This window comes from Streptomyces sp. NPDC054783 (genome assembly GCF_053611725.1).
Genome location: NZ_JBSHAY010000006.1, coordinates 28,862 through 53,173, shown reverse-complemented (window position 1 = coordinate 53,173; position 24,312 = coordinate 28,862). Strand labels below are relative to the sequence as shown.

Annotated in this window: 8 protein-coding genes; 4 read left to right on the top strand and 4 right to left on the bottom strand. The window is 69.9% G+C overall.

Features of this window, described 5'->3' with window-relative positions; translation table 11 throughout:
- Positions 1-4: 4 nt before the first annotated feature.
- Entirely contained in the window at positions 5-6,337 is a 6,333-nt protein-coding gene (locus tag ACWGJ5_RS13515) for a protein kinase domain-containing protein (protein WP_453309894.1), read from the bottom strand.
- 262 nt (positions 6,338-6,599) lie between these two features.
- Here ACWGJ5_RS13515 and ACWGJ5_RS13510 point away from each other — a divergent pair, with 262 nt between their 5' ends.
- Positions 6,600-9,614 (top strand): AAA domain-containing protein, encoded by a 3,015-nt coding sequence (locus ACWGJ5_RS13510; RefSeq protein WP_453309893.1) that lies wholly within the window; start codon positions 6,600-6,602, stop codon positions 9,612-9,614.
- A 152-nt stretch (positions 9,615-9,766) separates the two neighbouring features.
- Here the strand turns inward: ACWGJ5_RS13510 and ACWGJ5_RS13505 are convergent, their stop codons facing one another.
- Positions 9,767-11,296 (bottom strand): helix-turn-helix domain-containing protein, encoded by a 1,530-nt coding sequence (locus tag ACWGJ5_RS13505; RefSeq protein ID WP_453309892.1) that lies wholly within the window; start codon positions 11,294-11,296, stop codon positions 9,767-9,769.
- A gap of 255 nt (positions 11,297-11,551) precedes the next feature.
- On the opposite strand from ACWGJ5_RS13505, the gene ACWGJ5_RS13500 reads away from it, so the two are divergent.
- The 3 genes from ACWGJ5_RS13500 to ACWGJ5_RS13490 all read left to right on the top strand — a co-directional run bounded on the left by ACWGJ5_RS13500 (position 11,552) and on the right by ACWGJ5_RS13490 (position 16,991).
- On the top strand, positions 11,552-12,220 hold the full coding sequence (locus tag ACWGJ5_RS13500) for a hypothetical protein (protein WP_453309891.1): 669 nt from the start codon (positions 11,552-11,554) through the stop codon (positions 12,218-12,220).
- A 205-nt stretch (positions 12,221-12,425) separates the two neighbouring features.
- Entirely contained in the window at positions 12,426-15,143 is a 2,718-nt protein-coding gene (gene acnA, locus ACWGJ5_RS13495) for an aconitate hydratase AcnA (RefSeq protein WP_453309890.1), read from the top strand.
- A gap of 363 nt (positions 15,144-15,506) precedes the next feature.
- Complete coding sequence (locus ACWGJ5_RS13490) at positions 15,507-16,991, top strand: HAMP domain-containing sensor histidine kinase (protein WP_453309889.1); 1,485 nt, start codon at positions 15,507-15,509, stop codon at positions 16,989-16,991.
- 16 nt (positions 16,992-17,007) lie between these two features.
- Here the strand turns inward: ACWGJ5_RS13490 and ACWGJ5_RS13485 are convergent, their stop codons facing one another.
- The gene (locus ACWGJ5_RS13485; RefSeq protein ID WP_453309888.1) at positions 17,008-19,677 is read right to left on the bottom strand and encodes a SpoIIE family protein phosphatase; all 2,670 of its coding nucleotides are present in this window, start codon (positions 19,675-19,677) and stop codon (positions 17,008-17,010) included.
- A gap of 627 nt (positions 19,678-20,304) precedes the next feature.
- Positions 20,305-24,114 carry a GH92 family glycosyl hydrolase gene (locus ACWGJ5_RS13480; protein WP_453309887.1) on the bottom strand — a complete coding sequence of 1,270 codons (3,810 nt, stop codon included), beginning with the start codon at positions 24,112-24,114 and terminating at the stop codon, positions 20,305-20,307.
- Positions 24,115-24,312 lie beyond the last annotated feature (198 nt).

Below are 24,312 nucleotides of genomic sequence, written 5' to 3'. Positions count from 1 at the left end.
GCGATCAACGGAGGTGGAAGTAGGCGGCATTGAGTTCCGCGATGGCGTCCCAGTCCGCGTCCGCCGGGAAGCGCAGGACGTCCCAGCCGGCCTCCTCCAGGCGATATCCGGCCTCGATGTCACGCGTGGAGTCGGCCGGGTGGCCGACGACGTCGACGAACACTGCGAGGTTGGCACCGTCCAGACGGAAGACGAGGTCCGGGCAGGCCCCGGCCTCCGGGACGAGGACGCCGGCCTCGTCCGGCAGCCGGTAGCCCTTCGCCCTCAGCCATCCCAGCAGATCGCCTTGCGCGACCAGGGCCGCCAGATCCGCCTCCACCGTGGTCGGCGAGGCGCTCCGGGGCGAGGCGCTCGCGGGGGCGAGCCTGCGGAACCGTTCGCTGCGGGACTCGCCGCGGTCCTCCCGCTCGGTACGGGCGTCGGCCAGCTGAACCAGCAGCGGTCGGGCCGCGAGCCGGCTCAGCTGGCGGTGGTGCGTCTGGTTGGCGTAGGTCAGCAGACAGGCGTAGCAGCCGCGGGCACACTTCTCGCCGTCCGCCGGACCACCCTGGTCCTCGCCGGTGTCCGGGTCGAAGTGGCAGATCTCCAGCGCGGTCCGGGCGGCCTTGGCGAGGGCGTCCTTGTCGTGCTGGATCCGGCGCAGCACACCGGCGCCGCCCTCGGCGGCCTCCGTGAACAGCATGTGGCGGCGCGGGCCTTCGTCCGGCGGCAGCAGCTCCGCGGTGAGTTCGGAGTCCTCCAGCTCGAACGCCGCCTCGATGCCCCGCTCCAGCGCGTACAGGAACGACCACGCCACCGGCTCGGGCAGCGGCTCCTCAAGGGTGACCACGAGGATGTTGCGGCGGTCCTCCACGAAGGGCAGGACCCGCTTCTTGCGGCGCTTCTCGTTGCCGTCCTCGTCGACCACCGGCATGCCGGTGCCCTCGATGGCGTCCGCGGCGGCCCGGTCGTTGAGCCAGCGGCCGTCGCCCAGGTCCAGCCAGTAGCCGTCGTGCTCGCCCTTGTCGCGCACGCGGCCGAGGTTGGTGATGCGGACGGTCGCGGAGTCGCCGTAGTCCAGGTCGAGGACGGGCGCGCCCGAGGCGTCGGTGACGTGCGAAGTGAGGCGTCCCTTACGGGCACCGTGGTCCTGGAACGCGTACGAGGTCTCCAGGCGGAAGCCGGCCCGGCGGCGCTCCTCCTCGTCGGAGGAGATCCGCTCGCGCGGCGTGGTGTACACGGTGTGCAGGTGGAGCAGTCCGGTGCGCTTGCTGCCCAGCTCCGCCCCGCACATCGTGCACTTGTCGGCGCCGGGCTTGACGGCGTAGTGGTAGCCGCAGCCGTCGCAGCGCCTGGCCTCCGCCGTCGCCAGGTCGCCCGAGGCGTCCGGCGGCAGCTGCACCCGGGTGACCTGGTAGCGGGCACCCTCGTGGTAGATGAGCGCACCGGGGCCGAACTCGCGGATCGCGAGGAACCGGGGACGCTGCAGATAGTCGCCGTCGGCGTTGCGGCGATTGCCCGAGCGCGGGATGTACGCGGCCAGCGGCAGCCGGGGGAAGCTGTAGCCGGGCAGGAACCCCTCGGACGCCAGATAGCGGTACGGATTGAAGTCGCTCATCACCGACTTGCTGTCGACGGAGCGGTTGAGCAGCAGGTTCGTCTGCGTCTCCGCCTCCCGGCGGCGCGAGCGGGCCCGGCTCTGCTCGCCGGGGGAGAGGGTGTGGTCGACGACGCGCTTGTTCTGCTCGTACTGGTCGATGACGGCCGCCCGGAACAGGTCACGCCACCGCTCGAAAGCGGCGTCGAACTCCTGCGGTGCCCGCTCGATCCGGTCCTCGATCCACTCGTCGTACCACCAGGTGGTCGACTCGAAGTCCGCGATCAGCGGGGCGAGGACGGTACGGGCGGTGGCGGCCGCGCGCCTGCGGGCATCCTCGTCCAGAGAGTGGCTGAGGAAGTCGGGACGGAGCGGCAGCGGCATCTGCGGATCGGGGCGGTCGTCGCCTTCGGGGTCGTAGGCGACGTCGACGACGTCCGGGATCGCGGTGCCGAGCTTCATGCCGGTCTCCGCCAGCCATATGCCCTGGAGATGGGAGCGGACCAGGTCCTCGTTGGCCAGGTCCAGACGCGGCGGGGCCACCTGGCCCGACACCATGTCCTGAGAGCGGCGGAAGTAGTACTGGTCGTGGCTGTTGCCCGTCGCGCAGTACGTCGTCACCAAGGCGGGCTGTCCGGATCGGCCCGCCCGGCCCGATCGCTGCGCGTAGTTCGCGGGGGTCGGCGGCACATTGCGCATCAGCACGGCGTTGAGCGAGGAGATGTCCACGCCCAGCTCCATCGTCGGCGAGCAGTACAGCAGGGGCAGTTCGGCGTCGCGGAACAGCCTCTCGCGCTCCAGCCGGTCCTCTGGAGTGACCTGCGCGGTGTGTTCCCGTGCGAACAGGCCGGCCAGCTCGGCGGCCGCGGTCCGGTACAGGTCGCGGAAGAACGGGTTGACCCGCGGGCCCTCGCCGCTGGTGTAGGTGCGCGCCAGGGGATCGACGGCGCCCCGCTCACCGGTCCCGGCCCGCCAGATCAGCGCGGCCGCCGACACCCGGTAACCGGTGCGCTTCTGACCCGCGCGGCGGCGGTAGGCCGGACCGGACTGCTCGGGGGTCGCGTCCACCTCGCACACCAGGTACGCGTCGCGCAGCACGATCAAAAGGTCCTCGATGACCTTCTGGACGTCGTCCAGGTGGACGTCGCGCAGGTCGGGCATGTTGCGCCGCAGATACTTGCCGAACTTGCCGCGGGCGGACAGGAACTGAGCGGTCCGCTCCATGCCCGGCCGCGAGCCGTACGGGTAGGCGGTGCCGACGGCGGGCCGGTCGCTCTCGCCAAGTACCCACGGCCCGGTCAGTCGCTCCTCGCTCGCCCGCTGCAAGGTGTCGAAGTCGTCGCGGAAGTACTGCACATCGATGGCGAGGGCACGCCGCATGAAGTCGAGCAGCGTCCGGGCGATCTCCTCGCGCAGTGCCGGATCGGCGTCGCGCAGCGCGGCGTGCGCGGACTGCCAGCGTTCGCGGTCGGCGGCGATGACGCCCAGGTCCTCGTAGTCGATCCGCAGCAGCCCCGTCTGCTCCAGGTTCGGCATCGTGATGCGCCAGCCGCGCTCCAGGTCGCGGTAGAGGCGATATCCCACGACATCACGGAAGGCCTTCACGGCCCGACGCTCCATGGACGGAGCCAGGTTGGCGCCCGCCGCGAACTCGCGGGGCGTCAGGCCCATCACCTCGGTGACGGCCTCGGCGAGTTCGTCGTGGCTCAGGCCCTCCTCACCGGCGCGCACCGCGGCCTGGTAGAGGGCGCCACGCAACTGGGTCACCTGGGCGAAGTCGTTGAAATGCCCGGCCTGCAGTGAGGCGTCCTGCCGGTTGTCGACGAAGGTGAGGAGCTTGCGCGCCTCCTTGCCCAGGCTCTCCTCCGGCACCGCCCGCAGGGACTTCACGATCGACGCGGAGATCAGCGAGGTCGCCGAGGAACGTCCCTCCTGATCCAGGGTGGCCAGCTTGGCGAAGTCCCGGCCGCGGGTCTGCTCGTAGGAGACCTGACAGTGCACGCAGAACAGGAACGGTGCCGGGACGAAGGCCGCCACCAGCCCCTCGCCCGACTCGTTCCCGTGGGCGTCCACGACGACACGCTTGGGCAACCGGGGCCTGTAGGACTTCTTGACGACCGTCACATCCTGCGCGTCCCGCTCCAGCCACGACTCCGGCAACCGCCGGTCGTCCACGGCCTTCTGCGGATCGGCCGGCCACTCGTAGTCCTCACCGGGCATGCCCAGGTAGAGGTAGCCCTCGCCCTCGCGGCCCCCGGAGGCGGAGGTGTCCCGGCGCGGCTCGTACCGGAACGAGCCGCCGTCCTCGGCGCGCCAGACCGTCAGATATTCCTGGCCGCACTCGCGGCAGAAAGCCAGCGGGAACAGCGGCTTGCCGTCGCTGTCCGGCTGCTCCAGCTGATAGGTGCGGGTCAGGGGCCGGGTGAGCGGGTCCTCGAGCGTCGTGTAGACGGTGTCGCCCTTGGAGAGGAACTGGTGCAGCCGGAACGCGAACAGCGGCCGCTCCGTCACCGGATGCTTGGCCTGCGCACCTGCCTCCAGCGTCGTCCGGATCGCCTCGCGCGCGCTCTCCTCGGCCACCCCCGACTCGTCGGCCAATTCGGCGGCCGCCTCCTCGACGGTGCCCGGCGCGCAGCGGCGAAGGCGCCCCGTGTCCTGCTCGCGCTCCAGACCGAACCGGGACTCCACCCAGCGGGCCAGCGGGTCCTTCGTCAGCGCCTCGTACGAGCGCGGCGCCGCCGGGACCCGCAGCCGCTCGGCGGGCACGGAATCGGGGGCTTCCTCGGTCGCCCGGATCAGGGTCTCGCCGATGACCCGCTTGGGCAGCACCGTCGTACCGAACAGCCGGCCCGCGACCCTGGCCACCTCACGCCGCTGGTCCTCCCAGGAGCCCTCGGTGGACATGGTCGCCGAGGTGCCGATGCACTGGAGAGTCGCGGAGGCGCGGCAGGCCTCGCGCACCCGGCGGATCAGGAACGCCACGTCCGCGCCCTGTCGGCCCCGGTAGGTGTGCAGCTCGTCGAAGACGAGGAACTGCAGCCCCTCCGCCATGCGGATCAGGCTGGATCGGTCGTCCGGCCGGGTCAGCATCAGCTCCAGCATCACGTAGTTGGTCAGCAGGATGTCCGGCGGGTTCTTGCGCAGCTCACGGCGCTCCTCGGTGGACTCCTGACCGGTGTAACGGGCGAAGGTGACCGGCTCCCGGCCCTTCCCGAAGCCATGGCGCAAATACTTCTCCAGCTCACCCAACTGTGAGTTGGCCAGCGCGTTCATCGGGTAGACGACGATGGCCCGCACCCGGCCACCCGCGTCCGGACCAGCCTCCTGACGCTCCTTCAGCACGTGGTGCACGATCGGGACGATGTACGACAGCGACTTGCCGGAACCGGTGCCCGTCGTGAGCACATAGGAGTCGCCCGCCTGCGCGGCCTCGATCGCCTGTCGCTGGTGGAGGTGGAAGGTGAGGGGCCGGCCGTCGGGGCGCGGCGAGGTCTCCTTCTTGCCGGCCTGGAAGATCTCCGCGCACTTCGGGTGCAGCACGCCGTCCCGCACGAGGTCGGTGACCTGGCCGCCGTCGGCGAAGAACGGATTCAGGGACAGCCAGGGGTCGGGCCACTGCGACTTCGCCCGCAGGTCGTCCGCGACGAAGCCGTCGATGCGGGCGTCCCGGATCACCGTCGCGCTCTTGGTGAAGTCCTCGTACTCGCTGATCAGGTCGGCATGGATACCGAAGACGTCCATCGCCTCGGGCAGACGCGGCTCTCTGCGCGGCACCGGTGCGGGGGCGGCCGGGGCAGGCTCGGGGAGCAGGGCACGCAGCCGTGCCACGGGGTCCATCGCCTGCCAGTGCGGAGCCAGCAGGGCGGCCGTGTCGTCCGGCGCGAGCGCGAGCGGGATCAGCGCCTCGCGTACCTGGGCGGCGTTCTCGGGCCGGTTCTCGGCGTCCTTCTCCAGGAGGCGGTCCACCAGCCGGACCAGCTCGGCGGGCAGGTCGGGGCGCACCAGGGTCAGCTTCGGCGGGTCCTCGTGCTGGTGCTGTTCGGACAGCTCGTACGGGGTCCTGGCGGAGAACGGCGGCCGTCCGAGCAGCAGCTCGTACAGGATGCAGCCGAGTGCGTAGAGGTCGGCCGAAGCGGAGACACGCTCGGCCCGGAACTGCTCGGGTGCCATGTAGCGGGCCGTGCCGACACTGACGCCCGTGCTGGTCAGCCGCGTCTGGTCGGGATCGTCGACGACCGAACCCATGCCGAAGTCGAGGACCTTGACCGTGCCGTCGCGGGTCAGCATCGCGTTGGCCGGCTTCAGATCGCGGTGGACGACCCCGGCGGTGTGGGCGGCGGTGAGACCGGCGGCTATCTGCGCCCCGACGGCGGCGGCCCAGGAGACCGGCAGCTGGGGCTCCTCGTCGATGAGGTCCGCGAGCGGATGACCGTCCAGCAACTCCATGGCCAGGTAGGGCAGGCCGCTGCCGCCCGGCGTCCGGTCCACACCGCCGTCTATCAGCAGGGTGAGGTTCGGGTGGCCCTGGGAGAGCATGCGCATGATCCGCACCTCGCGGCGGAAACGGTCGATCTCCTTGTTCGACCCCGACGCGTCGACGGCGACTCCGGTCCGGGCGCGCAGCACGGTCTTGACCGCGACCTCCCGGTGCGGGGAGTCCGGAGCGGCCTGGAGGTCTTCGGCGCGGTGTACTTCCCCCATGTTTCCGCGCCCGACGATCCCCGTGATCCGGAACCGTCCGTCGACCGTCTCCTGGCTCACTGGCCCTCCCCGTCTCACCCGTCGCATACAAGGTGGGTACATTGCGTAGGGAGCGTATACCTTCACCCGTTGACGAGCATCACACCTTCGTGTTGACGATGTCAACGGAAGTTCATGCCTCTCCTGTGCCGTGGCCGGAAAGCCTCGCTCCTCTGTTCGCCGTGCTTAGAGTCGTCCATCTCGGTGCAGGCCTCATGGGAGGCCCGGTCTGCGGGGGCAACAGGGGGCGGGATTGAACGAGGCCGCGAGACTGCCTTATCCAGTGAAGGAGCTGCTGGCGGCGGCACGCTTGGAAGTCGCCGCAGAGCTGCGCAGCGATGGCAAGGACGGCAGCAAGGTCTCGCTCTCGGCGGGGCGCAGGGTGTCCAGTGCCGACGGCAGGAACGAGTACCTGTTCGACTGTAAGAAGTGGCTGGACGGACTCGACGGCAAGGCTGCGCTTGTGCGTGCGTCGCGTTCGACGGGCGCGTGGACACCGGCGGAGGTGTCGCGCATGCCTGAGGGGAAGGTCCGCGTCGCGACCGGGGCGGACCTCGGAGCAACGCCCTCCCATGTGCAGATCCGGGAGGACGATGCGGCCCCCTGGCGCGTTCTTGTGGAACGGCTGGAGACGGTGGGGCAGCCGAATCACCCGGTCAGGGTGGATCGCGCGGCCTGGGCTCTCGGACAAGGTGCTCCACAGCTGGGAAGAGGTGCAGGAGCCGCCGCCCGATGGGTGGCGAACTGGGCATCTCTCAAACTCAATGCTCGTCAGCGTCAGGCGGTGGAACACGCACTGGATGGTGAGGTGCTGTTCCTGTGGGGCCCGCCCGGGACGGGAAAGACCGATGTCGTCGGGCACATCGTCGAAGGGTGCTACCGCCAGGGGCATTCGGTGCTCTTCCTGGCTCCCACCAATGTCGCCGTGGACCAGGCTCTGGAACGCATATGTGAGCTGCTTTCGGGAGAGGAGGGGTTCGACGGTGGGCTTGTGCAGCGAGCAGGGGACATCGCCGTCGCCTCTCTGCGGGACAAGTACGGCGACCAGGTCGACGCCCAACGGATCGCGGCGCGACTGAGCGCCCACCTCGACGAGTCTCTCGGGCAGCTCGCAACGGCGTTACGGCATACCCGAGAGGGCATCGCCGCCCATGACAGGGTGGACGGCCTCCGTACGGAGCTCGCCGCTGCGCGGCGTGCGCAGACCGATGCGGGCAACAGGCGGACGGGCCACATACACGCCCAGAACACCGCTCGATCCGTCATAGCCGCCCAAGAGGAAGTGATCAGGAAGACAGGAGCCCCGAGCGGCCTCTTCGCAGGACGCAAACAGGCACAGCTCGACAAGGCGCAGGCCGCTCTCCGCCAGGCACGCATCGACGTCCAGCAGGCGTCGACAGACCGGGCGGCGGCGGAACGAGACGTGCGCCGGGCAGCGGTCGAGGTGGAGAGGCTGGACGGGGCACTCGCGGCCGAACAGCCGAAGCTCTCCGGGCTGCCCGCCCGCTCGACCCTGCTGTCCCAGGCCGAGCACCTCCAGCAGCAGATCGGCGAACTGGAGGAACAGCGCCGGAAGATCAAGGAGACCGTGCGCTCGAAGTGCCGGGTCCTCGGCGCGACGGTCACCATGGCCGTGCAGGTGCGCAAACTCCTCGACCGAGTGGACGTGGTCGTCGTCGATGAGGCCGGGATGGTGAATCTGCCGTCCGCCTGGTACGCCGCCGGACTGGCAGGGAAGCGGATCGTGTTCGCCGGGGACTTCCGCCAGCTGCCGGCGGTGACGAAGGGGGACGGCGACCGCAAGGCAACGGAGGCTGAGCGGGAGCACGCTCGGCAGTGGACGGCGCGGGACGTGTTCCACAGCGCTGGGCTGGTGAGCGCGGGCGGATCGGTGATGCCGGATGCGCGGCTCGTCGCACTCGACACCCAGTACCGCATGCGCAGCGCGATCTGCGACCTCGTCAACACCGTCGCGTATCCGGACGCGCCACTGAAGACGGGCCGCGACGACGGCTCCCGCATTCCCTTCAACGGATTGGTCGACGCGCCACTGATCCTCGTCGACACCTCGCGTCAGCGCATCCGTGGGCGCGATCACCAGACCAACACCGTTCATGAGGCCGCCGTGCACGAACTCGTCCGCGGACTTCAGTACGAGGGCGTGCTGCCCGGCCGCAAGTGGGACGACATGCCGGTCGGGGAGAGGGCAACCGACCGCCTCGCCGTGATCGCCCCGTATCGCAGGCAGGTCCAGGCGCTCAAGAGCAGCCTCGGCTACCGTTTCGGTGAACAGTTCGAGGGCCTGGTCGACACTGTGCACCGCTTCCAGGGCAGCCAGCGACCCGTCGTCATCCTGGATACGACGGCAGGGGCCGGCGCCCAGCCCGGCTACTTCTTCCAGGGTGCTGGGCTGTCCTCGAACACCTGCCGTTTGCTCAACGTCGCGCTCAGCCGGGCGCAGGACCACCTCATCGTCATCGCGGACGTCGAGCATCTGCGGCAGCACCTGTCGGCGACGAGCGAAGCGCGACGGATGCTCGACCACCTCGAAGCACACGCCCAGTGCATCTCCGTCGACCAGCTCATCCCCGTGCGTGAGGCCGCGCAACTTGCGTCGCTGTCCGAGGAAGAACTCGCCCGGCCGGCGTTCTTTCCGGCCGACGAGGTGCCTCGCGCCGTGAGGTGGGACATCGACCGGGCCAAGCGCAGCATCGAGGTCTACTGCCCCTTCCTCGATCCACGGCCCGTGCGGGACTGGTCGACGCGGCTGGCCAAGCGAGTGGCGGACGGAATCAGTGTGACCGTCCGCACACGGCCGCCGGAGGAGCAGTCCTCGGACGCAGCTGTGGAACGCGTCCGCGCACTGGTCCAGGAACTGCGAGCGGCCGGATGCCAGGTGGAGTTCCGTGAACGCATGCACGAGAAGGTGCTCATTCTCGATGCCGCAGTGCTGTGGCACGGTTCGCTCAACTTGCTGGCGAACGCGGGCCCGACGGATCTGATGATGCGCCTCACGGACCCCGCCGCATGCCAACGGGTGGGACGCGTGATCGAGCGTGCACGCAAGGAGCGCGCCGCATGGAATCCAAGGGCCTCTCGACCGTCAGAGGATCCGGCCGCGGCGCGCAGTGGGAGCCGGCTCTACCTGAACGTTCCCTACGCCGAGAAGGACGAGGCGAAGAGCTTGCTCGGTGCGCGGTGGGACAGTCGGCGCCGCCAGTGGTACGTGGACGCGGACCGTGTCAGCCGCGAACAGGCGTCGAGATGGTTGCCGAACCGCCCTGACGGCGATTCCTGAGCGCGCATTCGACTTTGGCCGGCCGTGGCCGACTTGGAGCACTTCGATCGAGGCCGGAAGTCCCTGAGGAATCCCGGAGACGCCGCCGCATCTGCCCCGACCTGTGTTCGTGCTGGTCGGAATGGGTGCGGCGGCACTCATCCGGAGGGGTGTCAGATGTCCCGGAAGATCTCGATCTGCGCCCCGATCGAGTTCAGGCGCTCGGCGAGATCCTCGTAACCCCGGTTGATGACGTACACGTTGCGCAGCACCGACGTGCCCTCGGCCGCCATCATCGCCAGCAGCACGACCACGGCGGGGCGCAGGGCCGGCGGGCACATCATCTCGGCGGCGCGCCAGCGGGTCGGGCCCTCGACCAGGACCCGGTGCGGGTCGAGGAGCTGGAGACGGCCGCCGAGGCGGTTGAGGTCGGTGAGGTAGATCGCGCGGTTGTCGTAGACCCAGTCGTGGATGAGCGTCTTGCCCTGTGCGACGGCCGCGATCGCCGCGAAGAACGGGACGTTGTCGATGTTCAGGCCCGGAAAGGGCATGGGGTGGATCTTGTCGATCGGGGCTTCGAGCTTGGAGGGGCGGACGGTCAGGTCCACCAGCCGCGTACGGCCGTTGTCCGCGAAGTACTCGGGCGACCGGTCGTGGTCGAGGCCCATCTCCTCCAGGACCGCCAGTTCGATCTCCAGGAACTCGATGGGGACGCGGCGCACGGTCAGTTCGGACTCCGTCACCACGGCGGCGGCCAGCAGGCTCATCGCCTCGACCGGGTCCTCGGAGGGGGAGTAGTCCACGTCGGCGTCGATGTTCGGCACGCCGTGCACGGTCAGTGTGGTGGTGCCGATGCCCTCGACCTTGACGCCCAGCGCCTCCAGGAAGAAGCACAGGTCCTGGACCATGTAGTTGGAGGAGGCGTTGCGGATGACCGTCACGCCGTCGTGCCGGGCGGCGGCCAGCAGCGCGTTCTCGGTCACGGTGTCGCCGCGCTCGGTCAGCACGATCGGCCGGTCGGGCAGGACCGTGCGGTCGACCTGCGCGTGGTACTGGCCCTCGGTGGCCGCGATGTCCAGGCCGAACCGGCGCAGCGCGATCATGTGCGGCTCGATGGTCCGCGTGCCGAGGTCGCAGCCGCCGGCGTACGGCAGCTTGAAGTGGTCCATGCGGTGCAGCAGCGGGCCGAAGAACATGATGATCGAGCGGGTGCGTACGGCGGCCTCCGCGTCGATCGCCGCCATCTCCAGCTCGGCCGGCGGCACCAGTTCCAGGTCGACGCCGTCGTTGATCCAGCGGGTGCGCACGCCGATGGAGTTGAGCACCTCCAGCAGGCGGTACACCTCCTCGATGCGAGCCACCCGGCGCAGCACCGTGCGGCCCTTGTTGAGCAGCGAGGCGCACAACAGCGCCACGCAGGCGTTCTTGCTCGTCTTCACGTCGATGGCGCCGGACAGACGACGACCGCCGACCACGCGCAGATGCATCGGGCCCGCGTAACCCAGTGACACGATCTCGCTGTCCAGGGCCTCGCCGATGCGGGCGATCATCTCAAGGCTGATGTTCTGGTTCCCGCGCTCGATGCGGTTGACCGCGCTCTGACTGGTGCCGAGCGCCTCCGCGAGCTGCGTCTGTGTCCAGCCTCGGTGTTGCCGGGCGTCACGGATGAGCTTGCCGATGCGTACGAGGTAGTCGTCTGCCATGAGGTTGAGGTTATCTCAGATATGAGATGGTGCCTGTCAGGGGGGCCGTTCGGGTGACACGGTGACGGTCCGTCAGTGCCACCTTTCGGAAGGGTGCGCCATCACCCGGAAAGATACGGGCAAATGCCGCGATGTCGTATGAGTTGCGGTTACCCCCGTTCGGCGTATTGATGGGGGGGAGCGGGGGCGTGTCCGCTCCCCGTCGGGCAACCCCGGTCCGCGCGTGTCCCTCTCTTTCCCCGAAGGGGGATGCGCATGAAGACCAAGTTGTGCCGGCACCTCGTCGCCGCGGTGCTCGTCTGCTGTTCGCTCGTTTCCTGTGGCGCGCGGCGCGCGGACGTGGCAGAGGGGGGTTCGCCGACGCCGCGACCGTCCGTCGCCGACAAGGCGTGCGACGTCGAGGGCGTTCCGGACACCACCGACGACGACCAGGAGCTCCCGGACACCACCAGCGACGACCAGGAGCTCCCGGACACCACCAGTGACGACCAGGAGCTCCCGGACGTCACGTCCGACGACCAGGAGCTCCCGGACACCACCAGTGACGACCAGGGGCTTCCCGACACCACCAGTGACGACCAGGGCTCGCCCATGGGTGACACCACGGAGGACGGTGCGGGCGTGCCGCAGGTCGGCCCGCATAGCTGGTTCCCGATGACCCGCGACTTCCGCGCGTACCTGAGTGCGAGCACCCGGAAGGCGGACGCCGCCATCGCCGCCCACGTGGAAAGAGTCTGCGTCCGCACACCCGAGGGCGGCGGCCGCACCCTGTCCGAGGTGCGGGTCGACTACGGCGTGTGGGAACAGGACGCCATGGACCGCACCGCCAGGGTGTTCGCCCGCTGGCGACAGTCCGTGTACGGCGATCACGGTCATGTGGACGTCATGGCCCCCGCCAAGATGGACGCCGAACAGGACTGGTAGATCACTTGCCCGGGACCGGCCGGGTTGGGCATGACCATCCAGCGGCCATGTACTAGAGTTATCTCGACATCGAGATATCTGCCAGGCGCACCGTAGTCGCCACCCGCTAAGGGTTACCTGACTTAGCCTTACCTCAGCGGAACGGCCCAGTCGGGGTGGCGGCACGATTGACGGTGGTACGCGCACATCAATGAAGGAGACTGTCGTGTCGGCGAACAGCTTCGACGCCCGCAGCACGCTGCAGGTGGGCGACGAGTCGTACGAGATCTTCCGGCTGGACAAGGTGGAGGGCTCGGCCCGCCTGCCGTACAGCCTCAAGGTCCTGCTGGAGAACCTGCTCCGCACGGAGGACGGCGCGAACATCACCGCCGACCACATCCGCGCCCTCGGCACCTGGGACTCCCAGGCCCAGCCCAGCCAGGAGATCCAGTTCACGCCGGCCCGCGTGATCATGCAGGACTTCACCGGCGTGCCCTGTGTCGTGGACCTCGCCACCATGCGTGAGGCCGTGAAGGAGCTCGGCGGCGACCCCGCCAAGATCAACCCGCTGGCGCCGGCCGAGCTGGTCATCGACCACTCCGTCATCGCCGACAAGTTCGGCACCAACGACGCCTTCAAGCAGAACGTCGAGCTGGAGTACGGCCGCAACAAGGAGCGCTACCAGTTCCTGCGCTGGGGCCAGACCGCCTTCGACGAGTTCAAGGTCGTCCCGCCGGGCACCGGCATCGTCCACCAGGTGAACATCGAGCACCTGGCCCGTGTCGTGATGGTCCGCGACGGCAAGGCCTACCCGGACACCCTGGTCGGCACCGACTCGCACACCACGATGGTCAACGGCCTCGGCGTCCTCGGCTGGGGCGTCGGCGGCATCGAGGCCGAGGCCGCCATGCTCGGCCAGCCGGTCTCCATGCTCATCCCGCGCGTCGTCGGCTTCAAGCTCACCGGTGAGCTGCAGCCCGGCACCACCGCCACCGACCTGGTGCTCACCATCACCGAGATGCTGCGCAAGCACGGTGTGGTCGGCAAGTTCGTGGAGTTCTACGGCGAGGGCGTCTCCGCCACCTCCCTCGCGAACCGCGCCACCATCGGCAACATGTCCCCGGAGTTCGGCTCCACCGCCGCGATCTTCCCGATCGACGACGAGACCCTGAACTACCTGCGCCTGACCGGCCGCTCCGAGCAGCAGGTCGCGCTGGTCGAGGCCTACGCCAAGCAGCAGGGCCTCTGGCTGGACCCGAAGGCCGAGCCGGACTTCTCCGAGAAGCTCGAGCTGGACCTGTCCACGGTCGTTCCGTCCATCGCCGGCCCGAAGCGCCCGCAGGACCGTATCGTCCTCGCAGGCGCCGCCGAGCAGTTCAAGCTGGACGTCCGCAACTACGTCGACGACATCGACGAGGCGGGCAAGGAGTCCTTCCCGGCCTCCGACGCCCCGGCCGTCCACCCCAACGGCTTCCCGTCCAACCCGGTTCCGGTCACCGCCCCCGACGGCACGACCTACGAGCTGGACCACGGTGCGGTGACGGTCGCGGCCATCACCTCCTGCACCAACACCTCCAACCCGTACGTCATGATCGGCGCCGCCCTGGTCGCCAAGAAGGCGGTCGAGAAGGGTCTGACCCGCAAGCCGTGGGTCAAGTCCACCCTCGCCCCGGGTTCGAAGGTCGTCACCGACTACTTCGAGAAGGCCGGCCTCACCCCGTACCTGGACAAGCTGGGCTTCAACCTGGTCGGCTACGGCTGCACCACCTGCATCGGCAACTCCGGCCCGCTGCCGGAGGAGGTCTCCAAGGCCGTCAACGACCACGACCTCGCGGTCACCTCGGTCCTGTCCGGCAACCGGAACTTCGAGGGCCGGATCAACCCCGACGTCAAGATGAACTACCTGGCGTCCCCGCCGCTGGTCGTCGCCTACGCCATCGCGGGCTCCATGAAGGTGGACATCACCCGTGACGCCCTGGGCACCGACCAGGACGGCAACCCGGTCTACCTGACGGACATCTGGCCGTCCGAGGCCGAGGTCAACGACGTCGTCGCGAGCGCCATCGGCGAGGACATGTTCTCGAAGTCGTACCAGGACGTCTTCGCCGGCGACGCCCAGTGGCAGTCCCTCCCGGTCCCGACCGGCAACACCTTCGAGTGGGACGCCGAGTCCACCTACGTCCGCAAGCCCCCGTACTTCGAGGGCATGGGCATGGAGCCGGCCCCGGTCGAGGACATCGCCGGCGCCCGCGTGCTCGCCAAGCTGGGCGACTCGGTCACCACCGACCACATCTCCCCGGCCGGTGCGATCAAGGCCGACACCCCGGCCGGCCAGTACCTCACGGAGCACGGCGTCGAGCGCCGCGACTTCAACAGCTACGGCTCCCGCCGCGGCAACCACGAGGTCATGATCCGCGGTACTTTCGCCAACATCCGCCTGCGCAACCAGATCGCGCCGGGGACGGAAGGCGGCTACACCCGCGACTTCACCCAGGACGGCGGTCCGGTGTCGTTCATCTACGACGCCTCCCGCAACTACATCGAGCAGGGCATCCCGCTGGTCGTCCTGGCCGGCAAGGAGTACGGCTCCGGCTCGTCCCGCGACTGGGCGGCCAAGGGCACGGCTCTGCTCGGCGTCAAGGCCGTCATCGCCGAGTCCTACGAGCGCATCCACCGCTCCAACCTCATCGGCATGGGCGTGCTCCCGCTGCAGTTCCCGGAGGGCGCCTCCGCCCAGTCCCTCGGCCTGACCGGCGAGGAGACCTTCTCCATCTCCGGCGTGACCGAGCTGAACGAGGGCACCACGCCGCGCACGGTCAAGGTCACCACCGACACCGGTGTCGAGTTCGACGCGGTCGTCCGCATCGACACCCCCGGTGAGGCCGACTACTACCGCAACGGCGGCATCATGCAGTACGTGCTGCGCAACCTGATCCGCAAGTAAGCGGACCTGCACAGCGGTTCAGGGCCGCACCCCCGGCACCGGGGGTGCGGCCCTTCGCCGTCCCTCCGCGACCGGGTCATCGCCCCGGCCCAGCCGGAACACAGCCTTCTCTCAGCGGACCGGCACAGAATCGCTACATGTCTCGCGCCCCCGGTCCGCCGGACCCACCGCCCGGTCGCAGTCGCACGAGAGCTCGGGGAGGTCCGCGGTGACGGCGACCGCCGGCTCCGTGCGGCTGGTCGCTCCCCCAGGTTCTCGGCTTCGCTCGAACCCGGGGGGACCCCCATCGCGGCGGAGCCGCACATCGATACGGCCCGCGCCCCTTCGGGGCGCTCCCGCGGTCCCGCCGACGGGGAGGCCCGGATGACTCGCCGCCCCCTGCGCACCCGCCTGCCCCTCCTCCTCACCGCCGTCCTCGCCTGCGTGTGCGCCGCGCTGGCGCTCGTCACCGCCCTCACCCAACGCGCCTATCTGATGGGCGAGTTGGACGACCGGGTCAACGACGCCGCCGTGCACGGGGTGACCGGGGCCGCGGACCACCCCGAACGCCCCGCCGACCTCGCCTTCCTCGGCACCGGCGGGCATCCGACAGGGCTGCTCGCCGCCCGGTTCGACACCGGCGGGCACATCCTCGCCGCGGCCGTCGTCCGCCGGGACGCCGGCCCCGCCCCGCTCACCGCGGCCCAGCGCGCCGCCCTCGCCGGGGTCCCCGACGACGGCGGGGCCCACACCCGCGCGGTCCCCGGACTCGGCACCTACCGTGTCACCGCCCTCGACGCGAGCGGCAGCCGGTTCCTCGCGGGCCTGCCCCTGGGCGACGTACGGCACACCTTCGACGCACTGGTCCGGATCGAGGCCGCGGCCACCGCCGCCGTGCCGGCCCTCGCGGGCGGCATCTGCGCCCTCGTCGTACGGCGGCAACTGCGCCCGCTCGGCCGGGTCGCCGCCACCGCCGCCCAGGTCGTCCGGGCGCCACTCGGACCGGACCGGCCCACCGCACTCGCCCGGGTCCCCGCACCCGATGCCGACCCCGGCACCGAGACCGGCCAGGTCGGCGCCGCCCTCAACCACATGATCGACCAGGTCGAGGCCTCACTCGCCGAACGCCGCCGCGGCGAGCAGCGGATGCGCCGCTTCATCGCCGACGCCGGCCACGAACTGCGCACCCCGCTCGCCTCCATCGCCGGCTACGCCGAGCTGATGAACCGCATCGCCCCCGACGCCGCCTGGCACCGGATCACGGCCGAGTCGGCCCGGATGACGGGCCTCGTGGAGGACCTGCTCCTGCTCGCCGGGCTGGACGCGGGCCGGCCGCTGCACGCGGCCGAGGCGGACCTCGCGGCGGTGGTCGCGGAAGCGGTACGGGAGACCCGTACGTCCGGAGCGGACCATGTCTGGCGACTCGAACTCCCCGCCACGTCCCCGGCCTTCATCGTCGGTGACGGCCCGCGCCTGAAGCAGGCGGTGACCGCACTGCTCGTGAACGCCTGCGTACACACCCCGCCGGGTACGACGGTCACCGTCGCCGTCGAGACCACCGCCGGCCACCACACCGTCCGCGTCCGCGACGACGGCCCGGGCATTCCAGCCGACCTGCTCCCCGCGGTCTTCGACCCCTTCACCCGCGCCGACCCCTCCCGCACCCGCACGGGCCTCAGCGAGGGCGGCTCGGGGCTGGGCCTCGCGGTGGCGGCGGCGATCACCGGCGCGCACCAGGGCCGTATCGACGTCCACAGCGCGCCGGGCCGCACCGAGTTCCGCATCGAACTCCCGGCCGCCGAGCCGTCGTCCAGGTGCGCGCAGACCCCCTCGGCGCACCGGCCCGGGCCGCTGCACAGCCCCCTCTGAGCCGTCCGGCCGCGCCCTACGGCAGTGCCTGCTCCGCCCAGATCACCTTGCCCTGCGGGCTGTACCGGACGCCCCAGCGCTCGGTCATCTGCGACACCAGGAACAGCCCACGGCCGCCCTCGTCGGTGGTCGCGGCGTACCGCAGATGCGGCGAGGTGTTGCTGCCGTCGGCCACCTCGCAGATCAGCGTGCGGTCACGGATCAGCCGCACCCGGATCGGCGCGCCGCCGTAGCGGATGGCGTTGGTGATCAGCTCGCTGAGCACGAGTTCCGTGGCGAAGTCCAGCTCGGCGAGACCCCACTCGTCCAGTTTCCCGGACACGGCGAGGCGCATGTCCGACACGGCCGCCGGATCGGTCGGCACGTCCCACTCGGCGACCTGCCCGGGCGTCAGCGCCCGGGTGCGCGCGACGAGCAGCGCCACGTCGTCCGTGGGCCGCCCGGGCAGCAGCTCGTCCAGCACCGCCTGGCAGCTCTCGTCCGGTGCCCGGCCGGGATGACCCGCAAGGGCCTGCGCCAGCAGCTCCATGCCCACGTCCAGGTCGCGGGCGCGGTCCTCGATGAGACCGTCGGTGTACAGCACGAGCTCGCTGCCCTCGGCCAGCTCGAGCTCCGCCGTCTGGAACGGCATGCCCCCGATGCCGAGCGGGGGCCCGGCCGGCAGGTCGGCGAAGGTGACACTGCCGTCGGGCTGGACCAGCGCCGGCGCCAGATGCCCCGCCCGCGCCATGGTGCAGCGGCGCGTCACCGGGTCGTAGATCGCGTACAGGCAGGTGGCGCCGGTGATCTCCCCGGCCGCCTCCGCAGAGGCCTCGTCCTGGTCGATGCGGCCGACCAGGTCGTCCAGATGGCCCAGCAGCTCGTCGGGCGGCAGGTCGAGGGTGGCGAAGTTGTGCACCGCGGTGCGCAGCCGTCCCATGGTGGCCGCCGCGTGCAGGCCGTGGCCGACCACGTCACCGACGACCAGCGCCACCCGGCTCCCCGGCAGCGGGATCACGTCGAACCAGTCCCCGCTCACCCCCGACTGCGCCGGGAGATAGCGGTAACCGACGTCGAGGGCGGTCTGCTCGGGCAGCGCCCGCGGCAGCAGACTGCGCTGCAGGGTGACCGCCAGCGCGTGCTCACGGGCGTACCGGCGGGCGTTGTCGATGCTGACCGCGGCGCGGGCCACCAGCTCCTCCGCCAGCGACAGGTCCTCCTCCTCGAACAGCTCCCGCTTGGCCCGCCAGAAGGTGGCCATGCCCAGCACCACACCGCGGGCCCGGATCGGGGCGACGATGAGCGACTGGATGCCGTAGTCGAGGATCTCCCTGGCGCGCTGGGGATCCTGTGCGTGCCAGTCCTGTACGGCGGACAGGTCGGTCACCAGTTCCGAGCGGCCGCTGCCGTACCCCCGCGCCTGGGGCGTGGACGGCACGAAGTGGATCAGCCGGTCCTTCTCGTAGAGCGGATGGTCGTCCCGGACGCCGTGGACGGCGATGCGCCGCATGTCCGTCGCGGTGGCGGACGGCTCCTCGCCGTGCAGCACGCCGTCGGCCAGGTCCACGGTGACGAAGTCGGCGAAGCGCGGCACGGCGACCCGCGCCAGCTCCTCCGCCGTGCGCTCCACGTCCAGGGTGGTGCCGATGCCCAGACCGGCGTCGTACAGCAGCGTGAGCCGCTCCCTGGCGACCTCCGCCCGTCCGGACAGTGCCTGGAGCTCGGTGGAGTCCCGGAGGGTCACCACCCTGCCTCCGGGGCAGCCGGCCCGGTCCGTGGCCCGCTGGTTGACCGCCAGCAGCCGTTCGCCGGCGAACAGCACCTCGTCGGTGGCCTCGCGCCCGGAGACGAGCAGGTCCACGATGTCCGGATCGAGGTGCACCAGCTGGGACACCTGCTGTCCCTCGGCCTTGGCCGGCAGCTCCAGCAGCCGCCGGGCCTCGTCGTTGGCGAGCAGCAGCCGCCCGTCGGAGGCGACGATGAGCACGCCTTCCCGCACCGAGTGCAGCACCGTGTCGTGGTGCTCGTACATGCGGGTCATCTCGTCCGGGGCCAGGCTGTGGGTCTGCCTGCGCAGCCGCCTGCCCACCAGCGCCGTGCCCCCGGTCGACAGAACGAGCGTCACGGCCCCGGCGGCCAGGATGATCGGCAGCTGCCGGTTCACCTGGCTGGTGATGTTCTTGACCTTCAGACCCGCGGAGACGAGCGCGACGACCTTGCCGTGGGTGTTCCTGATCGGAACGGTCGCCTGTTCCTCGTGGCCCAGCGGGCCGTGGACGCTCTCCGTGTAGACCTTGCCGGCCAGCGACGGTCCGATCGTGCCCACGAACCGGTGCCCGATCTTGCTCGGGATCGGGTGGGTGTAGCGGATGCCGTGGGTGTCCATGACCACGATGAAGTCGACGCCCGCCGACTTGCGGCCCGTCTCGGTGAGCGGCTGCAGGATCTTGGACGGATGCGGTGTCCGCAGTGCCTGCAGGATGCCGGGGGAGTGCGCGAAGGTCTGGGCGACGGCTATCGACCGGCGCCTGGCCTCGCTGCCGGTGTCCCGCTCCGACTGCAGGACCAGGGCGAGGACGCCGCAGAAAACGAGCACCGCGACCAGCGCCACCTGCAGGACGAAGACCTGCCCGGCGACGCTCCGCGGGCTCTTGCCGATCACGGAGCGCCAGGACAGACGCCTGAATCGGTCAGTCATGTCCGACATGCCGCCTTTGTAGCACCGGCCTTCACCGGGTGGCTATGGCCTGTCCGCGAGTCGGACGCGTGTTCAGCCCCGGTCGACGGGAATCGTCCCTGGTCGTGAGGGTGGGGGCGGGGCCGCAGATCGCTGCGGAAATCGGGCGCCTGCGGCGCGAAAAGCTCTGGGCGGACCCGGTGTTCACGTGCACCGGGTCCGCGAGCCGGGCGGGTGAGGGGGGTGTCGGAAACCCGCCCGGGTGGTGCTGGTTTGTGAGGTAGGCCACATGGACGACAACGTTGTCTTATGGTCTGTACATGACTCTACCGCCTCAACCGACAACGATGTCAACTCACTTGGGGTAGCCCGACCGGGTGATCCCGGCGTGCGCCTGCCGGGCGTACGCGGCCCTCCGTGCTACCGGTGGGGCCCGTTGACGCCCTTGCGGCTTGTGGGACCTGTGGTGCGCGACCCGTCCGTACAGCGGAAGGGTCGCGCCATGCGTTTTCGCTGCCCTTCCTGTTACTGGCGTTACTGCCGTTACTCGAGACCGCCGAGCCCGGCCGCCGATCTGCGCGCGTTCGCTCCGGCCACCGGCTGACCGGTTGCATGACAAGGGGGCGGACCCCGACGGGCCCGCCCCCCGTACCCCTGTCAGGCCAGCAGCTCCACCTCCGCCAGAGTCGACTCGCCGTCCAGGACCAGCCGGTACCTCGTGTACGTGCCCGGCGTGGCGATGGTGAACGCCCGGGTCTGGTGGTCCCAGGTGAACGACTCGCCGGAGCGGTGGTCCAGGGTCTGCCAGGTGGTGCCGTCCGTGGAGCCCTGCAGGGTCCAGCCGGTCGGCGCCCTGGTGTGGTCCGCCGAGGAGGTCAGCGTGTACTGGACCGGCTTCACGGCCCCGTCCACCGGAAGATCCACCGAGGTCACCGTGGCGTCTGTCGCCGAGGTGTCGTCGAACAGCGCGCCGTCACCCTTCAGGACGTCCGAGCGGGGCGCCGGCACCTTGTCGTCCTGCGTGATGGAGACGGGCGCGGCGCTCTTGCCCGTGCCCCATGCCGACGGCTTGGCGCCCATGGAGAACTGCAGCACCCCGCCCTTGGACAGCAGCGAGTGGGGCAGCGAAGTCGACGTCCAGGGGCGGCCGTCGAACGTCACGCTCTGGATGTAAACGTTCCTGGCGCTGTTACCGGGCGCCTTGATCACCAGGTCGCGGCCGTTCTCCAGGTGCACGGTGACCTTCTTGAACAGTGGGGAGCCGATGGCGTACTCGCCGCTGCCCATCACCAGCGGGTAGAAGCCGAGCGCGGAGAAGAGGTACCAGCCCGACTGCTCGCCGTTGTCCTCGTCCCCGTGGTAGCCCTGCCCGATCTCGCTGCCGGTGTAGAGCCGGGAGAGGATCTCCCGGACCGCCGCCTGTGTCTTCCAGGGCTCGCCGGCCGCGTCGTACATGTACGACACATGGTGGGCGACCTGGTTGGACTGCCCGAGCATGCCCATCCGCACGTCCCGGGCCTCGGTCATCTCGTGGATCACGCCGCCGTAGGAGCCGACGTAGTCCGGGGAAGCGGTTTCCGGGGTGGAGAAGAACGCGTCCAGCTTCTCGGCGAGCCCCTTCCGGCCGCCGTAGAGGTTGGCCAGGCCCCGGCTGTCCTGCGGGACGCTGAAGGCGTAGCCCCAGCCGTTGGTCTCGGTGTAGTCGTAACCCCACACGCGCGGGTCGTACGACGAGGAGTCGACCCGCCAGTCGCCCTTGGCGTCACGGCCCTGGAAGAAGCCACCCGCCGCCTTGGAGTCGAACAGGTTCACATAGTTCCGGGCGCGGTTGAGGAAGTACTCGGACTCCTCCTTGTAGTGCCTCTCGCCCGTCTTCTTGTACAGGGCCTCGCCCATCTTCGCGATGCCGTAGTCGTTGACGTAACCCTCCATCGCCCAGGACAGGCCCTCGGAGGTGGCGGTGCTGGTGTAGCCGAGGAACGGCGAGGTGCTCATGCCCTTGCGGCCCACGCCGGACATCGGCGGCACGACCGTCGCGTTCTTCAGGGCCGCGTCGTAGGCCGCCTTCGCGTCGAAGTTCACGCCCTTCACATACGCGTCGGCGAACGCCACGTCCGAGGAGGTGCCGGTCATCAGGTCGGCGTAGCCCGGGGAGGACCAGCGCGAGGTCCAGCCGCCGTCCCTGTACTGCTGCACGAACCCGTCGACCATCTCCCCGGCCTGAGACGGCGTCAGGAAGGAGTACGCCGGCCACGTGGTCCGGTAGGTGTCCCAGAAACCGTTGTTGACGTACACCTTGCCGTCGACGATCTTCGCGCCCGTGTGGGTCGGGGTGTCCTGGCTCGGCATGGGGGAGAAGGGGGAGGCGTACTGGTACGTGTCGCCGACCTTCTCGAAGCCCGAGTTCGGGTACAGGTACAGCCGGTACATGCCGGAGTACAGCGTGGTCAGCTGGTCCGGGGTCGCGCCCGCCACCTCGACCTTGCCGAGCAGGCTGTCCCAGGTGCGCTGCGCCTGCGTCTTCACGGTGTCGAAGGAGGTGCCGTCCGGGACCTCCTGGCGGAGGTTGTCCTTCGCCTGGTCGATGCTGATCAGCGAGGTCGCCAGACGCAGGGTGACGGTGTGGTCCGAGCCCGCGTCGAAACGCAGGTAACCCTTTACCCCGCTCGATCCGCCGTCCGTCACCGGCTTGTCGAACTCGCCGTAGACGAACAGCCGGGTCGCACCGGTCGACAGGCCCGACTTCACGTCCGAGTAACCGGTGACGATCCCGTGCTCCTTGTCGAGCGTCAGACCCGCCTGCTCGGTCACGTTGTCGAACAGCACGCTCGCGTCGTCGCCGGGGTAGGTGAAGCGCAGCATCGCCGCGTGGTCGGTGGGCGTCATCTCGGCCTTGAGACCGTTTTCGAAACGCACGCCGTAGTAATACGGCCGCGCCGTCTCGTTCTCGTGCCGGAAGGGCAGCTCGCGCGCCTCGCGGCCGGTGTCCGGGGTGCCGGACGCGGCCGACGGCATCACCTGGAAGGTCTGCCGGTCGCCCATCCACGGGCTCGGCTCATGGCTCGCGCTGAAGGCCTGGATCGTGGGCAGGTTGTCGTCGTTGTTCGCATGTGCGTACTCGTACAGCCAGCTCAGCGACGACGCGTTGGTCACCGGCGTCCAGAAGTTGAAACCGTGCGGAAGGGCGGTCGCCGGGAAGTTGTTGCCGCGCGAGAAGCTGCCGCTGGAGTTGGTGCCGCGCGTGGTCAGCGCGTAGTCCGACAGATGTGCCTTCGGCTGCTCCGGCGGTACGGGCTTCAGGGCCACGTCGTCGATCCAGCCCCGGAACTTCGTCGGCCCCGCGGGGGAGTCGTACGCCACCAGGATCCGGTCGACCGTCTTGCCGGCCGCCACCGAACCGATCCGCGCGACCACGTCGTTCCACTGGTTGACGTACAGCGACTTCGACTCGCCCTGCCCGCGCGGCGACAGCGGGAACCCGTGCTGGTCCTGGGCGCCCAGACCGCTCAGATACGTGCCGTCGGTGAAGGCCAGGTCGAGGGAGACGTTCGTGGCGTCGTAGTCCCGGTCGCCGTCGGCCATCTGCGGAAAGATCCGGTACGACAGCTGGGTGTCGCCGCCGACCTTCACGTTGACGTCGAAGACCTTGTTGTACGAGTACGCCCGGCCGCCCGCCGTGTGCCGCCCGGCGTAGCGCAGCGCTCTCTTCCCGGTGAACCCGACCCGGGCCTTGGCCGTCGGCGAGGCGGTCGGGCCCTTGTCGACCAGCGTCAGCATGTCCTGCGGCACCGGGCCGCCCGCGGCGCCGGTGGAGAACTGCACATCGGCGAGCTGGAGTATGCCGGAGGCGCCGTTGTTCTTCGTGACCTCCAGCCGGAAGTGCTGGTACTCGGCCGGCTCGGCCAGGTCGTAGGACTTGGTCCGGAACCGCTCGGAGAAGGTCTCGCCCGCGCGGGTGTCGACCGTCTTCCAGTCCTTGCCGTCGGTGGAGCCGAGCAGCGTCCAGTCCCTCGGGTCGCGCTCGGCGTAGTCATTGGCCGAGGTGAGCGCGTACGTCACCAGCTTCACGGGCTTGTCGAGGTCGAACTCGACCCAGCCGGTGGGCTCGAAGGTCAGCCACTTGGTGCCGGGATCGCCGTCGACCAGGTTCTCCTTGACCTCGCCCGCGCCCGTGTTCTCGCCGCTCGCCCGGACCTCGGTGACATGGTCGTTCACATTGCCCGGTATGCCGGTGCTGTAGCCGCCGTCGACACCCGAGGCGCGCTTGGTGCCGTCCGGCGCGGTGTCGACGGTATTGAGCCAGTCCGGAGCCGGATCACCCGTCTCGAACGAGGATGCGAACTCCCGGTCGGCGGCCGGAGCCTTGGCGGGCAGGGCGACCGCCGCGCCCTGGGCGCCGACAGCCATGACAAAGGCGGCCGTGAGGACGACCGCCGGGCCCCATCTGTGCCGAGTTCTCCGCTGCATCTACGGATTCCCCTCCTGCGACCGCTCTGGACAACGTTGTCAACTTCGGTGCGCAGGAACCAGTAGGTGGTCAAGTGGCCGTTGATGTCAAGGGTGTTGGGTGTGGCATTCAGGGGCTAATGACACGGGTTTTTCGCACAGGGTGCCGACGGGGGGCTCATATTTCCGCGAGGTCTCAACTCGGAAAAGACCCATCGC

Coding starts and splice junctions, on each gene's coding strand:
- ACWGJ5_RS13485 (WP_453309888.1), bottom strand. CDS start 19,677: ATGTCGGACATGACTGACCGATTCAGGCGTCTGTCCTGGCGCTCCGTG.
- ACWGJ5_RS13490 (WP_453309889.1), top strand. CDS start 15,507: ATGACTCGCCGCCCCCTGCGCACCCGCCTGCCCCTCCTCCTCACCGCC.
- ACWGJ5_RS13500 (WP_453309891.1), top strand. CDS start 11,552: ATGAAGACCAAGTTGTGCCGGCACCTCGTCGCCGCGGTGCTCGTCTGC.
- ACWGJ5_RS13480 (WP_453309887.1), bottom strand. CDS start 24,114: ATGCAGCGGAGAACTCGGCACAGATGGGGCCCGGCGGTCGTCCTCACG.
- ACWGJ5_RS13505 (WP_453309892.1), bottom strand. CDS start 11,296: ATGGCAGACGACTACCTCGTACGCATCGGCAAGCTCATCCGTGACGCC.